The following is a 14,719-nucleotide window of genomic DNA, read 5'->3' as shown; positions in this document are numbered from 1 at the left end:
CATATTTGTAATTAAATTTAATTTTTATCATTGTATGTTAGAATGACCATCTCCAGTTATTTCCCCTCACACATACATCACCGGCGTCGATATTTTAATAATCTTCCCGCCTCGACGATAAAATCTTGGGACGCGGCGGCTTAAGGTGGCGATGACTTCGTAGTTGATTGTATTGAGCATTTCGGCGATTTCATCGACAGAAATTTCTCCGCCCTTTTGACGACCGTATATGACGACTTCCTCACCTTGCTTTGCTTTCATTTCTCCTAAACTGATCATCGTCATATCCATTGTGACTCGGCCAGCAATCGGCATTCGTTTTCCGCGGAAAAGCATAAATCCCCGATTTGATAAAGCACGTGAGTACCCATCTGCGTAACCGATCGGTATGGTCGCAATAACCTCATCAGGTTTTGCTACATATGTTGCCCCATAACTGACGGTCCTTGGCTCTGTCACCATTTCCTTTACGAACGCAATCCTTGCTTTTAAACTGAGAGCGGGCTCTAGCTGAACAGCGTCTAAGCTTTCAATGTATTGCGAGGGATACAGACCATATAGCCCGATGCCCAGCCGAATCATATCGGCGCTAAATTCAGGAAACGCGATAGCAGCCGCTGTATTGTTCATATGTACGGTTGGCAGCTTAATTCCTTGTTTTTTCAAAAAGCGAAGAAATTCAATAAAAATGCTGTGCTGCAGCAGCGTGAAGTCAGGGTCAGGCTCATCTGCAGTGGAGAAATGCGTAAAAATCCCGTCCCATCTAAGGTTTTCACTCTTTTCAAGAGCTTCCACCACTCCTAACAGCTCTTCCTTCGTTCGTACACCTAATCGTCCCATCCCTGTGTCGACATTGACATGAATCCCAAGCCGGCGCTGACTTTCTTCTTCCGCTAAGATCTCATTTGCTTCAACAATCCAGTCTTCACGAAGGCCAGATAGATCAATTCTCCAGGCCGCAGCCCTTTTCACACAGTCGAGCGGGGTAAATCCAAGAACCAAAATCGGTGCTTCAATTTTTGCTCTTCGCAGCACAATGCCTTCCTCCAAGCTAGCAACTGCGAGCTCCGTCGCACCGCTTTCCAGTGCCTGCCGGGCTACCTCCACTGAGCCATGTCCATAAGCATTCGCCTTCACGACAGCCATGATCTTACTTTTCCTTGGAATATGCGCTTGAATGGCTTCGATATTTCTTTTAATCGCATCGAGATTGACTTCGATCCAGACTTCCCTGCATAGCTTTTTCATTTATATTTCCTCCTCATCACATGAGCGTTCTTTCTATCTCCATGTTCGCTTTTGCGTCTAGTCTATCTTTATTCATTTTTGAGAAAAACATTCAACTACAATGACTGGACCTGCTTTGTCTTGTTGCACACAAAAAAAGAAACCACATCAACTGTGATTTCTTCTCTATGTGCGATGATATTCAATTTCATCCGCAGATTTCATCATTGCATCAATATCATGATAAATCTCCTGCAAATTTTCCCGTTCAGTTAAGTAATAAACGTTGCTTTTACGAACAGGTCCAACAAATTGCAAGAAGTTGATTGTCATCGCGTGTAATTCTTGGTCATTCGTTGTTAACCTTAATTCAAGCGTCGAGACCACTTCTTTATCATTACTCTCCGCTAAATCAATCGGCACACCATCTTCTAACATCTCAACTTGTTTCAAATCTTTCATGGATAGCTCAGTGACTGCAAATCTATTTTTTCTAGTTGACCCGCCAGGCTGATATTCAATAAAGCGCATTTTCTTTAACTCATCATCAATCGCAAATCCCTTATCAACTTGCTCCGAAAAGATATAGGTAGATGCCTGAAACCCATCTTCGTGAAAAAGCATCATCATTTTGTCCAATAATATGTTGGGATCATTCTGTTCTTTTCGTCTTTGACATCTACCGGCTATGATTAAAATGACCAGTCCTCCGATGATGCTAAGAGCCGTTCCCCATCCATTCCCTACATCTACGAAAACAGTAAAACCTAAAATAGCAATCATAAAAGCAATGATAATGCCTATGATGAATATCACTCAATGCTCCTCCTATCATGACCCTTCATGAATGGTTTAGCCATAGTATAGCATTTGAAGTAAGGTGATTTAAGAATATTTATATGAAGAAAACAGACCATAAAGATCTGCTTTCCCATTGAACTTCATTCAAGTGTTTAAAAGATAGGCAGTAAGAACTCACACATGCCTTCTTCTTCTCTATATCTCTCCATAATAGATGCCTGACGCATGTTCAATTGATTGTTTTGGATCATTTGAGGCAATTGGCTCCAAAACAAATTCACTTTTTCGGTTGTATGTGTCACTGTAAACACAGCATACTTTCCCCCTTCAAAATGTCCAGTCTGAACCATTCGATCTTTTGAGAAATCTCTATTTGTCATCAACATGAGGTCGTATCTGCATTTTTCTGGTGAAATTTTTCCAGGATCATCTTGAGGAACACCATATATACCAAATTCCTTTAATTCATCATTTAATTGATGTTGATTGATCCATTTTTTAAATCTTTTCATCATCTCTACATTTTCTTTGCTACCATATGGTCCTATATTTCTCATAAACACCATTTTCATATTCGTTAACATTTCAATTTTGCAATTCATGATTTCCCTCCAACTCTTATTGGAAGATTGGCCAATCATTCCTTACATCCAACGGTAACATCCTTTAAAATATAATACAGTAGGATATTAAAAATAATTGAATTATGTTGGAAAAACATTCACAGGAATTGCGATTTAGATCATAAATTAAGTCATCTCATTTTCTCTTTAAATAGCATATCCAATTTTTTAAAATAAAAAAGAACGGTCTTTAGCCGCTCACTTGTTTATTGATTTTCCTTTGAAGATTTAGCAAAGAGGAGGGTGACAATCAAATAGATAATTGTTCCGAAAAACAGACCACTTAACAAGCTGATAAACAATATTTCACAAACCAGGCCAACATAATAAGACACTGGCGTCCCTGGAAACACAGCCATATTGAACAGACTTATCATAAAGGTTAAAGCAAAAAATATAATGAAAATCTTTCGAAATACTGTTGATTTTAACATTGTCATTTCACTTCCTCCTCAGTATGTTTTCTATGAAAAAAATATTCTTTGTTCATAGCGTATATTCCGTTTTATAGTAAAAAGCCCATAAAGGGCTTTTTACTTAAGCAGTATAACCAATACTTGCAGTATGACCTCTCCTAGCTTCATCATGACTTGCTGTCACTTCAGACGTAAAATAACCAACAACACTTATGACACTAATCATCACGAATACTACTGATAACGTTTTAAATTTCATACTGACAGTCCCCCCGCTTTACTTGAGTTTGGAAATAAAGAATCTTTTCATAGAAATGCATCGCATTGTCTTTATCTCCCATTTCATTATAATATTTTGCAGCATCTTTTGCTAAATCTTCGAGGTCAGGATACATTGACTTTACTTCTAACAATTCCATTATTTTTTCCAACTGCTCAAAATTGTTGTCAATGTATAGGGATCTTAAAAACTTGAATATCAATAATAGAACATGGTCTTTCAGCTTTTCAGATAGTTCTATGCCGTTATTTAATGCATATGTACCTAAGTCCTGTTCTTTCTTTTTGAAGTAGGCTTTTGACAACATAATGAGCGGATCTAAGATTCTATTTAAATGCTCGTATCCCTGCTCTTTAAATGCTCGAATTGAATCATTAAAGTGAATAATCGCTTGTGCTAATTCTTTGTTATGAAAATAACTCAACCCTAAATTATAAAGTGCTGATCCTTTTAATCGTTTTGTTGAGTTGTCGGCGGCTTTTTCTAGTGCGTGTTGAAAATGGGGTATCGCTTTTTCGGGGCAGCCCATATCGATATAGTTTAATCCAATCACAAAAGAACATTGAATCTCTCTAACAGTGTATGTATCTTTTTCTCGGTAACATTCTATCGCCTGTGCGATATGGTGCATCGACATGTGGGTTTGTTTCATGTGGTAATAGATTTCTGCCATCTTGTAATTGAACTCGGCACGTTCAATATCGTCGCTGACAAGAGACAGCTTTTTTTCTGCCCGCTTATAGAAGGTAATCGCATTTAGGTATTCATAGTTTTCAAATTCGTACATGCCGTAGAAAAAATTAAAGTAATACTCGAGCAATCCTGTTAATTTTTCTTGATCCCTTTTGATCTTCATTGCGAGTTCCCTAAAGTTCGCCCGCTCTTTCCCATTTTCTAAAGGATTTAAGTAATCAAGCATTAATTTATGTCTGAACTCCATGAGTGAGAAATACAATAATAAATCTTGATTTTCTTCCATATGATCAAGCATTGATTTGATTTCCTCTTTATATGCTTCGGCGTCCGGTACGTTAAATCGTTGAATATGATAATACCATTCATTGATTTTCAAACCGACGTGAGAAGAAAGTACTTTCTCCATCAGCCCTTACCCCTTCCTCTATTTCCCCTATAATGACATATATTATCATTTCATGAGCCATCCGGCACCGAAAAGAAACCGCAAAAGAACAAAAAAGCTTCTTCTAAAGAAGCCAAGTGATTGATCGTCATTTTGATAAGGAGGAATAACTGAGCTCGCGCCCCTGTACTCTCTGAAATAAGATGGTACAATCAGGTCTAACGAAATATTTACATCCAGTATACCCTTCACGTCATACTTGATTTAATCGTTTCCATTTACGAATTTGAGTACGGAAATTTTTAAAAGGGGCAACGGTATTCACACGAATAAATTTATAAACTGGCCAAACTGCCTTTGCTGTAGCGCCATCCGCCCATTTTCGTTGATGAGGTTCAAACACTTCTGCTTCACTCATACGATCCAACATATCACAAATAGTTAACACATTCTGTTTGAGCTGAGCTCTTAATGCGACTAGTGATTGACAGGCATACTTCTCATTAAAAAGAGAATATAATGCGCCAAGCTGATTCCATTTGTATCCTTCTGCTGGCGTATGGACAACTTTTCCTTCAGTTTCGTTTTGCTCCCATTGAAGCAGCAGGGTTGTCCAACCAACTTGATAGGCCAAGTTTTCTGCAGGAGTTCGGCTTACATCCTCTATTCGATCATCTTTCATTTCTTCTGGAATCATATCGAATTCTTCATCGTATTGATTGTACGATTTCATGATTGCTTGTTTTAAAATGTCTTTCGACTCATAGGTTGTCATCATATTCACCTCTAGTTCTTTTCGTGAAAATTTTCCTCAGAACACATCTTGCAAAAGTAAAAAAAATAACTAGAGCTCATGATACTGAATTATTCTAATGTTTTCTGCTTTATTGTCTCTATTATAATCAAACTCTTAATCGAGCAAAAAAGCAATAGCATTTCTGGTTAAATGAAAGCATCTACGTAAGTTTAATAAAGAATATCTATAAAACCGGCTGCGAAAAATAAAGACACTCTTTACGTTCTATCATAAACAAGCACCCAGTATTTCGCCCCAGGTTCCCCTTCTTCTACAACAGCCTTCCAGCCTCTTTTTTGATAAAAAGACAAAGCTTTGTGATTGTCAGAGACACATTTGAGGGTGACCGGTGTTCCGAGCACTTTTATAGCATATTTGAGAAGCAAGTCGCCAGCTCCTTGACCAGCAGCTTCGGGATGTACAAACAAGAGGTGAATAAAACGATCTGGTACATATAGAGAAATGAATCCGAGGATTTTATTGTTTTCCTCTGCTAAGAAAATTTGCTCTTCCAGCGTATCTTGATCAAAATCTTGCAGATTGATTTCTTCTGTATTGAGCCAGTGAAAGCTCTGACGGCGGGATTCTAAATAGATTTGTCTTAATTTTGGATAATCTTCTATGCTTGCTTCTCTAATCAACATCACAACATCCCCCCTGTTTTTATTTGAATGTTAATTCACCTCTAGAATGTGTTTTGCCTGTATTCTACCTGCCAATAACAATTGATCGCTGAACTGCGAATCATTGACAGCACGTGCAAGAGCGATTGTACCGACCATGCTGCTTACTAGTGCGTAACTCGTAGAGAGACCGATGTTTCCCGTATCGGCTATAAACGCCATAAACCGTTTCAATTCATCCGTATAGGCTTTCCGTACCTCTTGCGATAATTGAGAAATCTCCCCTGCAAGTGCAGGCAGTATACAGCCGACCTCCGTCTGATCACGGTGAACAGAACTTAAATAGAATTCAATGATCGTCTGAATTCGAGACTGGTCTGCTTTCTTGTCTGCAACACTTTGCAGCAGCTTTATCGTATCAGTAATAGCAAAATGAAAAGCCTCTATCACCAACTGATCCTTGTTCTTAAAATGAGCGTAAAACCCTCCATGAGTTAGACCTGCCCCTTTCATAATGAATGGCAAACTGATATTACGAACGCCATTTGTTCGAAATGCTCGTGCAGCACTTGCAATGATTTGCTCTCTCACTTTTGACTTATGACCTTTCGGATAAGGCATCTTCTTACTCCCCTCCTTCACTTTAACTCTTTTTAAGTGTGTTTATCAAAATATTATAATCATCATATTTTCTTGTGTCAATTGACTGAAATCCATCTTTCCACACTTAGATGGGATTGACTTCATCAAAATATGATGACTATAATATATTATGATCATCATATTTTAAGACGGAGGTGCAAGAAATGACTCATTTAGAAACAGTAGATACTTTAGTGATCGGATCAGGTCCGGGAGGCTACGTGGCGGCATTACGTTCAGCTCATCTCGGCATGAAAACAGCGATTGTAGAGCGTGATCAATTAGGTGGAGTATGTACCCATGTAGGCTGTATCCCTTCTAAAGCGCTAATAGCAGAAGCAGAGCGGTTCGAACTCCGCACACAATTGGGGGTTTTTCAAGAAAGCGGCTCTTTCAAGGATGCTCAAGCGTTCAAAAAAGCAGTTGTGAAAAAACAAGCTGGAGGCGTCCAATTTTTGCTAAAGTCAGCAGGAGTTACCATTCTGGAAGGAGAGGCAAGCTTGATCGATCATCATACAACGGTGATTCAACATGCCGAAAAAGGTGAAAAGCGAATCAATTTCAAACACCTAATACTAGCAACTGGTTCCCGTCCGATTGAAATTAGATCACTCCCTTTCGGAGGTCGTATATTGTCTTCAACTGAAGCACTATCCCTTCCTAAAATTCCAAAAAGCCTTGTTGTAGTTGGAGGTGGTTATATTGGGGTTGAACTAGGACAGATGTTTGCAAGGTTTGGAGCAAACGTCACCATTTTGGAAGGCGGCAATCAAGTATTGCCTGGCTTTGAAAGTGAACTTGTCTCGCCTGTCGTTCGACAATTGAAAGAAGATAACATCACCCTGATTACAGGAGCACACGTCACAGATGCCAAGCAGCATATAAACGGAATTGATCTTCATTATGAGAAACAGAAAGAAAGCTACACGGTGAAAGCGGAATATGCACTGATTACTGTCGGAAGAAAACCGAATACAGATGGTTCATTAGGCCTTGATTCTATCGGGTTGTCCATTACCCCTCACGGACTGATTGAAGTTGATGAACAATGCAGAACATCCATTCCGCACATATATGCTATTGGTGATATCACCGAGGGTCCCGCTCTGGCTCATAAAGCTTCCTATGAAGCGAAGGTTGCAGCAGAGGCAATCGCTGGTAAACCTTCTATTGTAGATTATAAAGCGATCCCACTCGTTGTGTTTTCCAGCCCAGAATTGACGAGTGTTGGACTGAACGAAACAGATTGCAAGCAACAATCCATTCCGACTGTCATTGGAAAAACAATGTTCTCCATTAATGGTCGAGCACTGGCATTAAAAGAACCAGAAGGATTTGTGAAGATTGTAGCCCATGCCGAATCTGGTCTTATTTTAGGAGCACAAATCGTAGGTGCAGAAGCATCTACTCTTATATCAGAACTTTCTCTCTCTATTGAAATTGGTGCTACAGTAGAAGATTTAGCAATGACGATTCATCCTCACCCAACATTAGGTGAAATGATCATGGAAGCTTCAGAAATGGCCACCCGTAAAGTTGAAAAATATCTTGCACGATAATTGGTTCAGGTGTAGCTTCTAAAATTGAGCAAAAATAATCGCCATAGCTTATTTATTTAAGAATAATAGGCTATGGCGATTTCAATTGAGCACTCATATTAAAACGTCGGTCAATTTATCGTTAATTGGATCCTACTTCACGCTTTTTACCGAGATTCATGGATAACTGAACGCCAATCATCAGCATGACGATGACAAGCATTGCCACAATAGAAGCATAAAAATGTCCGCTTAGATCGAAAACCAAGCCAATGAAAAACGGACCGAATCCTCCCATGATATACCCGCCCATCTGCGACATGGCGGACCAAGTTCCGGCTTCCTCTGGAGTACGCGTCTCTATAATCGGTAGCATGAGCGCTAAAGGAAATAATCCACCTGCACCCATACCTAGGAAAATGACAGCTGGCAAGATCGGCATTGGCAGAAGAAGAAAGATGAGGCCAATCAGCTCAGACAGACTGCATAAGATGAGAAATAATTTCGGTTTTCCTAATCGAGTAACGACCGCTGGAACGAGTAGTGCCACCGGAATCTGAATGAGTGTAAATATGGTCAGCAGCATGGCAGCATATTGCGGACTGTTTCCGAAACTAAGAGCAATCGGTGAAATCCATGCCGTCAAAGAATAAAACATGCTGGACATAAAGCCAAAAAACAAGGTAAATTGAATCGCCTTTTTGTTTCGCAGCGGCAATTTTAACGGCAAGGTTACATGATCACTCTGCTCATTTTTGCGAGCTATACCTACCCATAGAATAAGCGCGATTACCCCTAGAATAGCCCAGCAAGACAATGCAAACGGAAGATGGTGACTGCGTAGGTAAATCGGAATGGTGAAGCCGGAAGCAAGTGCTGCACCTATTGTCATCGAAATGGAATAAACACTGACAATACCAGGATTTCTCGGGAAATACTTTTTAATAAAACTAGACAATAAAGGACCCGCGAAGCTAATCCCTACCCCTCCTGCAAATGCAGTCATGAGCAGAATAGCGACCGATTGGCTTGTACCCCGCAGCGCTGTGGCGATCGTGATGAGAAGAATCGAGAAAAAAAGCGTTCTCTCTAAACCAAAACGCCGGCTGAGTGTCGTCGCAACGGGAGCAAACACCCCCATACAAAGGACAGGCAAAGTGGTCAAAAGACTGGCTGTCAGTGCGTTCACACCAAGCTCTGATTGGATCATACTCATCATAGAAGCCACGGACGTAATGATTGGGCGCAAGTTTAATGCAGCTAAAAATAAAGCGGCTAAATAAAATATTTTTTTCATCAATGCACTTCTTCCTCTCTCTACTTGTTGAAGTTACTTTGAGTATAAATCCGCCGCATTCATTGATCAATACAATAATTCGTATTATGATGATAGTAAAAAACTATTATTAATGAAAGGATGACAAATGGATACTCGGCATATTACATATTTCATGGCTGTATTCGATCATTTACATTTCACAAAAGCTGCTGAGCAATTAGGGATATCACAGCCTACATTAAGCCAGCAGATTCGGCTGCTTGAAGCAGAAGTTGGGATGCCGCTCTTTGATCGAATCGGCAAAAAAGTCGTCGCTACCGAAGCGGGTTCTCTGCTATATCAATATGGGATGAAAATGCTTCAAGCTGAAAGAGATGCAAAAAATGCGATGAAAGAACTATTATCTGAAAAACGGGGAAACGTTCGACTTGCCGTTCTCCCTTCCGATCTTGACTTTCAGCTTGTTCCGCTATTTGTAGAATTTAAAACACTTTATCCTGAAACCAATCTGAAAGCATATTCAACGATCTTCGTTCGTGAAGAGGTTCTGTCGCATAAGGTGGATCTCGGCATCGGGCTGAGAGGGCCTGCGGATAAGCGTCTCATTCAAATTCCACTTGGAAGTGAGCCCTACGAATTATTTGCTCATTCAGAAAGTGAACTAGCCCAACAGAGTGAAGTGACATTGGAAGAGCTGACGCAGCATGCTTTGGTCATGTATCCGAAGGGATATCTAGGAAGAGATTTAGTAGAAGACGTATGTAAAGAACAGGGTGTGGAACTAGACACTGTCATGGAGGTTGGGTCCGCATCTTCATTATTGCAGCTGGTTGAAGCCGGCATCGGTGCAACCATTCAGCCGCGAGGATTGCTGCAACAACATGCGACATGGCCAAATATTGTTTCGATTCCTATTGCTGATCCGGCACCTGTTCGTCACTTGGAATTAACTTATTATGCAGATCGATTTGTCAGCAAAGCACAGCAGCAGCTATCTGAATGGCTAATAGACTTTTTCAAATCAAGAACAAACTAAAAATGAGGGTAAAACATTAAGAATGCAAACAGCGTATTTACAAGGACAAACCGGGTAGCGATTCGTCAATTTGATCTGCAAGATATTGAAGCATTTTATCAGTATCGAGCAAACCCCTCTATTGCAACCTATTTAAAGGAAAGGGCTATATTCACGAAGCCTTGAGTTCAATGATCGAATATATTTTCACTACACTGAACAAGCATAAAATCATTGCCTTTACTGATGTGCGAAATGAAAAATCTATTCGCGTGCTGGAACGTTTAGAAATGAGACGCGATGGACATTTGCTTCAAAATGATATGTCAAAAGGACATTGGGTTGATGAATATCAATATGCGATTCTTCAATCGGAGTGGGCCGCTAAGCGCCATTAAAAGACGCTTTTGATAAACCTTCTATATACATATAGAACTTTTCTATAACGCTCACCATGCTTTCTTTTTTTATAATAGAAAAAAAAGAAATGTGGTGGCGTATATGTCTACAACGATCGGAATTATGGGCGGGATGGGTCCTTTAGCAACGATTGATCTGATGAAAAAAATCATTTCTCATACTCCAGCGATAAAAGATCAGGATCATCTCCATGTGATTGCTGATAATTATCCGCAAATCCCTGACAGAACCAATGCCATATTTGGGAAAGGCAAAGATCCTACAGATGATATGATTGCATCAGCTAAGAGACTAGAACGTGCAGGAGCGGACTTTATTCTCATTGCATGCAATACCGCTCACTTCTTTTTAGAAAACGTACGACATTCCACTCATATCCCTATCATGAATATGCCATTAGAAACCGCAAGTTACCTAAACAAACATCACTATACATCTGTGGGCTTACTATGTACTGATGGAACATTAAAAACCGAGCTCTATCAAAGGGCTTGTGCTCATCACAAGATTGACGTCATGACTCCTAGTGAAAATCTTCAGAAGAGCGTTATGAATGGGATATATGCGGTGAAAGCAGGAAAATTAAGTAAAGGCGAAAGTGAATTAGCGGTAGCTGCAGAAATTTTAATCAATCAAGGGGCAGAAGCCATCATTGCCGGCTGTACAGAAATCCCCTTAGTCTTAAGGTCAACTAAAGATGTGAAAGTGATTGACCCTACTGTCATTTTGGCGAAAGAAGCTGTAAAATTAGTGTATGAGCTTGAAAAGCTAAACATTTAAAGAACGTAGTATAAGGGGATAAAATGAATATTGAGAATATAGAAGCGTTTATTTACGTATGCCAGCTAGGCAGTATCAATAAAGCTGCGGAAGCACTGTATTTAACCCAGCCTTCTGTTTCGGCACGTATTCAATCGTTAGAAAAAGAATTAGACCTAAAATTATTTGATAGACAGAGAAATAAACTATCTCTGACGGAAAAAGGTGAACAGTTTTACCCGCATGCCAAAAAGATCCTCCATTCTTATCAAGAAGCAAAGCATAGTCTCAAACAAACGATGATTCCTTATGAATTGACGATTGGATGCGCATCCTCTATTTCCAATAATCTATTGCCTAACATATTGCCCGCCCTAAAAGAAAAATACGAAAACCTGAAAGTGAAAATCGTAACAGGACACTCAAAGGATGTTGTCCAAAAAGTGATTAACAACCAAGTAGACTTTGGCATTGTCAGGACTGAAACACATCCTCAAATTGAATCAATCCCGATTTTCAGTGATCCAATCGGGCTGTTCGTCCCAACTCATCACCCGCTCGCTAGCCTTGACAACATTAATATGAAAGAACTAGAAGAACAGCCTTTTATTTTCTTTGACTATGGGTCATTTGATTGGTTGATGCTTCACCGATTATTTCAAAAAAACAGCATCACACCGAACATTTCCATTGAGGTTGATCATATGGAAACCGCAAAAAATTTAGTACTTCAAGGAATGGGACTATCGTTTCTACCTCATCATTGCGTTAGAAATGAGGTAGAACAAGGAACATTAAAACAAATTTCAATCGATCCATCCATCAATTTCAACATCAATATCGAGTTCATTTATAAAAAAGGAAAATCCAAATCAGTTTTCATTGATCAACTCAAACAGTTTTTTCATGAATTAGATTAAAAAAGCCATTTTTAGGGGCTTTTCTTCTTTCACTATCGTTTTTCCACTGGATGAATGTCTTCTCCCAAAAAGGCGATATTAGGCTCTCCACTCTTTTCTAGAAATTCAGCAATTTCTTGCAGCTCTTGATCGATACGGTCATTCCTTGGCATATCCGGGTTTAACAGAAGGATGGAGTGAATCGTTGTCGCTGTTTCATACAAGACATGTTGATCTTTTATCTGTTGGATGCATTGTTTCATACGATCGAAAAACCATTCGATCTCTTCCGTTTCTTCCATCGGATAATGTGCCATTTTGAAGAGATTCTGCTGACGAAGGTCTTGCCTCTCAAACATGTGTTCAAGCTCTTCTTTACTGACATATAAATCCGAAGCTTCCTCCTCAATCTCTACTACTTCGATCATCGCATCTTCAGCTGTATATAACTGTCCAATGAATTCATCGAAAGTATCTGCCAGCTTAAAATCTACTTCCAGCTCTAAATCGAAATAGTGAATAGGAGGATGTTCCTTCGTTTCTCGATAATCCATGGCCATCCATGTATCTTCTTCTCCGCTGATGATCACAAGTCCCTCCGGCAGATCCAATTCATTACTTAACTCGGGACTATTCATGATGCCATCATCTTTGGCGATTCCTCTTAGATGGTCAAATTGAACATGATCCTCAGCCCATGAGTTCGGCTGTTCAGTTGGAAAAGCATTACGAACTGTAAAACCACCATTCCATTCTAAAATGAGCTTTTTGTATGTATCAGGTAAAGTGACTCCAAAAGCTCCCTCTGCTTCACGAATTTGTTCCTCATCTATCTTTTTTAACGTAAAAGGGCTCTCTTCTTCTTTTTCCCAGAATGATTTCAAAGTGGGTGCCTCCCAATCTGTATTAAGGTCAGTATAACATTGGTTCATTATGAATTCTCTACTCAAACTTATCTATTAATAAACTGGTGATGAGGAGAAGATCATAAACCTTTCATCCTCTCTGAGACCTTAAAGGCTATAAGCTTTACGACAAAATAAAAAAGCCCCTTGGAGGAGGCTTTTTTACGTTTGTTTTCTTGAAGCAACCTCGATGTTGCTGTTATCACTTTTAGAAAGTGATGGAATACCAGCAGTAGATGCGAGTACAATGACTGCCAATGCACAAAAAACAACTTTTTTAATACTCATAAAGACAGTCCCCTTTCAAAATTTTTGTTTGCGCGTCCAACATTTTCATTAAAAATTCATTTGCTGTTTCGTGATCATTTTTAGATTTGAACACACCTGCCACATCATAAGACAGCTCTTCTAAATAAGCATAAATTTTGTTCTCATCTAAAAAATGAAAGACCTGTTTAATTTGGTCAATATTTACTTTATCAACATATAGGGCTTTGATAAAGTGGAACAGTCGTTTGTATAAATCGTCATCATATTGAACAGAGATCGAAAAGCCATAATCAAGGACATCTTTTCCCTTTTTATAATCGCCTTTTTTCATCAATAACGATGACAGAAAATAAAGCGAATGTGGTAAGTTGTCATATCGTTCATTTTTGTTGATACGAACAGCCTTTTCACAATAAGCAATAGCTTGATCTGTATCACCTAAACATTCATAGCAATCAGCCAGATTATAATATGCTGATGAGATCAATCTATTGTTTTGAATTTCTTCAGCCATCCTTAAAGATTTTTCTAAATGAGGAAGAGCTTTATCGCTGCGTTTCATATCATCGTAGTTTCCTGCAATTACAAATGAGCATTGAATCTTTCTTACTTTATACAGGTCATATTGTTCGTAAATCTCCATTGCTTTCAGAATATGGTGCATAGATACATGTGTCTGTTTCATCATGTAATAAGCTTCTGCAACTTTAAAATGGAATTCAGCTCTTTCAATTTCGTCAGAAACAATCTCCAGCTTTATTTCTGCTTTTCTATAATATTTTATCGCTTCTACATATTCTTTATTACTGAATTCATACATGCCTCTGAAAAATAAATTGTAATACTCTAACATGCCGGTGAGCGTTTCTTGAGAGGTTTCTATCAGATCTAAGAGGGATGAAATGGTTGGTCTATTTTTATTAAAGTCTACAGGTTTAATGTAATCTAACATGATTTGATGTCGAAAGCACATCAATTGATAATAAATGAGTAAATCTTGATCCTCTTCCATTCGTTCAATTTCTTGTTCTACCTCAGCTTTCAAAATCTCTGCGTCGGGTACACTGAATTGCCGAATCATTTTATACCATTCATTTATTTTCACACCTACATGTGAAGAAAGAACTTTCTCCATCCCTTATTCC

The 14,719-nt window shown here is 39.1% G+C and carries 18 protein-coding genes; 5 read left to right on the top strand and 13 right to left on the bottom strand.

Going from position 1 to position 14,719, the window contains the following annotated elements; genetic code table 11:
* Positions 1–66: 66 nt before the first annotated feature.
* The 9 genes from alr to MHB79_RS06045 all read right to left on the bottom strand — a co-directional run bounded on the left by alr (position 67) and on the right by MHB79_RS06045 (position 6,468).
* Entirely contained in the window at positions 67–1,248 is a 1,182-nt protein-coding gene (gene alr / locus MHB79_RS06085; protein ID WP_111912350.1) for an alanine racemase, read from the bottom strand.
* 165 nt (positions 1,249–1,413) lie between these two features.
* Entirely contained in the window at positions 1,414–2,043 is a 630-nt protein-coding gene (locus tag MHB79_RS06080) for a hypothetical protein (protein ID WP_340989310.1), read from the bottom strand.
* Between the two features lie 137 nt (positions 2,044–2,180).
* On the bottom strand, positions 2,181–2,630 hold the full coding sequence (locus MHB79_RS06075; protein WP_340989309.1) for a GyrI-like domain-containing protein: 450 nt from the start codon (positions 2,628–2,630) through the stop codon (positions 2,181–2,183).
* A gap of 227 nt (positions 2,631–2,857) precedes the next feature.
* Positions 2,858–3,091: a hypothetical protein gene (locus tag MHB79_RS06070; RefSeq protein ID WP_106035849.1), complete on the bottom strand. Its 234-nt coding sequence runs from the start codon at positions 3,089–3,091 to the stop codon at positions 2,858–2,860.
* Between the two features lie 97 nt (positions 3,092–3,188).
* Positions 3,189–3,326, bottom strand: coding sequence for a hypothetical protein (locus tag MHB79_RS06065; protein WP_012009633.1), 138 nt, complete (start codon positions 3,324–3,326; stop codon positions 3,189–3,191).
* Positions 3,316–4,449, bottom strand: coding sequence for a Rap family tetratricopeptide repeat protein (locus tag MHB79_RS06060; protein WP_050945233.1), 1,134 nt, complete (start codon positions 4,447–4,449; stop codon positions 3,316–3,318). The genes MHB79_RS06065 and MHB79_RS06060 overlap by 11 nt, the downstream gene beginning before the upstream one ends.
* Positions 4,450–4,681: 232 nt before the next feature.
* Entirely contained in the window at positions 4,682–5,203 is a 522-nt protein-coding gene (locus MHB79_RS06055; RefSeq protein ID WP_340865906.1) for a ClbS/DfsB family four-helix bundle protein, read from the bottom strand.
* Between the two features lie 239 nt (positions 5,204–5,442).
* Entirely contained in the window at positions 5,443–5,868 is a 426-nt protein-coding gene (locus MHB79_RS06050) for a GNAT family N-acetyltransferase (protein WP_340989306.1), read from the bottom strand.
* Positions 5,869–5,898: 30 nt separating this feature from the next.
* On the bottom strand, positions 5,899–6,468 hold the full coding sequence (locus MHB79_RS06045) for a TetR/AcrR family transcriptional regulator (RefSeq protein ID WP_251190962.1): 570 nt from the start codon (positions 6,466–6,468) through the stop codon (positions 5,899–5,901).
* A 185-nt stretch (positions 6,469–6,653) separates the two neighbouring features.
* On the opposite strand from MHB79_RS06045, the gene lpdA reads away from it, so the two are divergent.
* A complete protein-coding gene (lpdA, locus tag MHB79_RS06040; RefSeq protein ID WP_340989304.1) occupies positions 6,654–8,048 on the top strand; it encodes a dihydrolipoyl dehydrogenase in 1,395 nt (464 codons plus the stop codon).
* 121 nt (positions 8,049–8,169) lie between these two features.
* Here the strand turns inward: lpdA and MHB79_RS06035 are convergent, their stop codons facing one another.
* Complete coding sequence (locus MHB79_RS06035; protein ID WP_050945238.1) at positions 8,170–9,324, bottom strand: MFS transporter; 1,155 nt, start codon at positions 9,322–9,324, stop codon at positions 8,170–8,172.
* Positions 9,325–9,451: 127 nt separating this feature from the next.
* On the opposite strand from MHB79_RS06035, the gene MHB79_RS06030 reads away from it, so the two are divergent.
* The 4 genes from MHB79_RS06030 (at position 9,452) to MHB79_RS06015 (ending at position 12,420) form a co-directional block, all read left to right on the top strand.
* On the top strand, positions 9,452–10,342 hold the full coding sequence (locus MHB79_RS06030; protein ID WP_212046035.1) for a LysR family transcriptional regulator: 891 nt from the start codon (positions 9,452–9,454) through the stop codon (positions 10,340–10,342).
* Positions 10,343–10,512: 170 nt separating this feature from the next.
* Positions 10,513–10,719, top strand: coding sequence for a GNAT family N-acetyltransferase (locus tag MHB79_RS06025; protein WP_253622712.1), 207 nt, complete (start codon positions 10,513–10,515; stop codon positions 10,717–10,719).
* 103 nt (positions 10,720–10,822) lie between these two features.
* A complete protein-coding gene (locus MHB79_RS06020; protein ID WP_251190965.1) occupies positions 10,823–11,521 on the top strand; it encodes an aspartate/glutamate racemase family protein in 699 nt (232 codons plus the stop codon).
* Between the two features lie 23 nt (positions 11,522–11,544).
* Complete coding sequence (locus MHB79_RS06015; RefSeq protein ID WP_003211978.1) at positions 11,545–12,420, top strand: LysR family transcriptional regulator; 876 nt, start codon at positions 11,545–11,547, stop codon at positions 12,418–12,420.
* A gap of 32 nt (positions 12,421–12,452) precedes the next feature.
* On the opposite strand, the gene MHB79_RS06010 is transcribed toward MHB79_RS06015, so the two are convergent.
* From MHB79_RS06010 to MHB79_RS06000, 3 genes are all read right to left on the bottom strand, one after another.
* Positions 12,453–13,283 carry an SMI1/KNR4 family protein gene (locus MHB79_RS06010; RefSeq protein ID WP_253622714.1) on the bottom strand — a complete coding sequence of 277 codons (831 nt, stop codon included), beginning with the start codon at positions 13,281–13,283 and terminating at the stop codon, positions 12,453–12,455.
* A gap of 183 nt (positions 13,284–13,466) precedes the next feature.
* Complete coding sequence (locus tag MHB79_RS06005) at positions 13,467–13,592, bottom strand: hypothetical protein (protein WP_262982764.1); 126 nt, start codon at positions 13,590–13,592, stop codon at positions 13,467–13,469.
* Complete coding sequence (locus MHB79_RS06000) at positions 13,582–14,709, bottom strand: response regulator aspartate phosphatase (protein ID WP_284906246.1); 1,128 nt, start codon at positions 14,707–14,709, stop codon at positions 13,582–13,584. Before MHB79_RS06000 ends, MHB79_RS06005 begins: the two co-directional genes overlap by 11 nt.
* Positions 14,710–14,719: the final 10 nt, after the last annotated feature.

The sequence above is a fragment of the Bacillus sp. FSL M7-0558 genome (assembly GCF_038003245.1).
Lineage (GTDB): Bacteria > Bacillota > Bacilli > Bacillales > Bacillaceae > Bacillus > Bacillus pumilus.
Note: the sequence above shows the minus strand (reverse complement) of the source record. Positions and strands in the feature narration are given on the sequence as shown.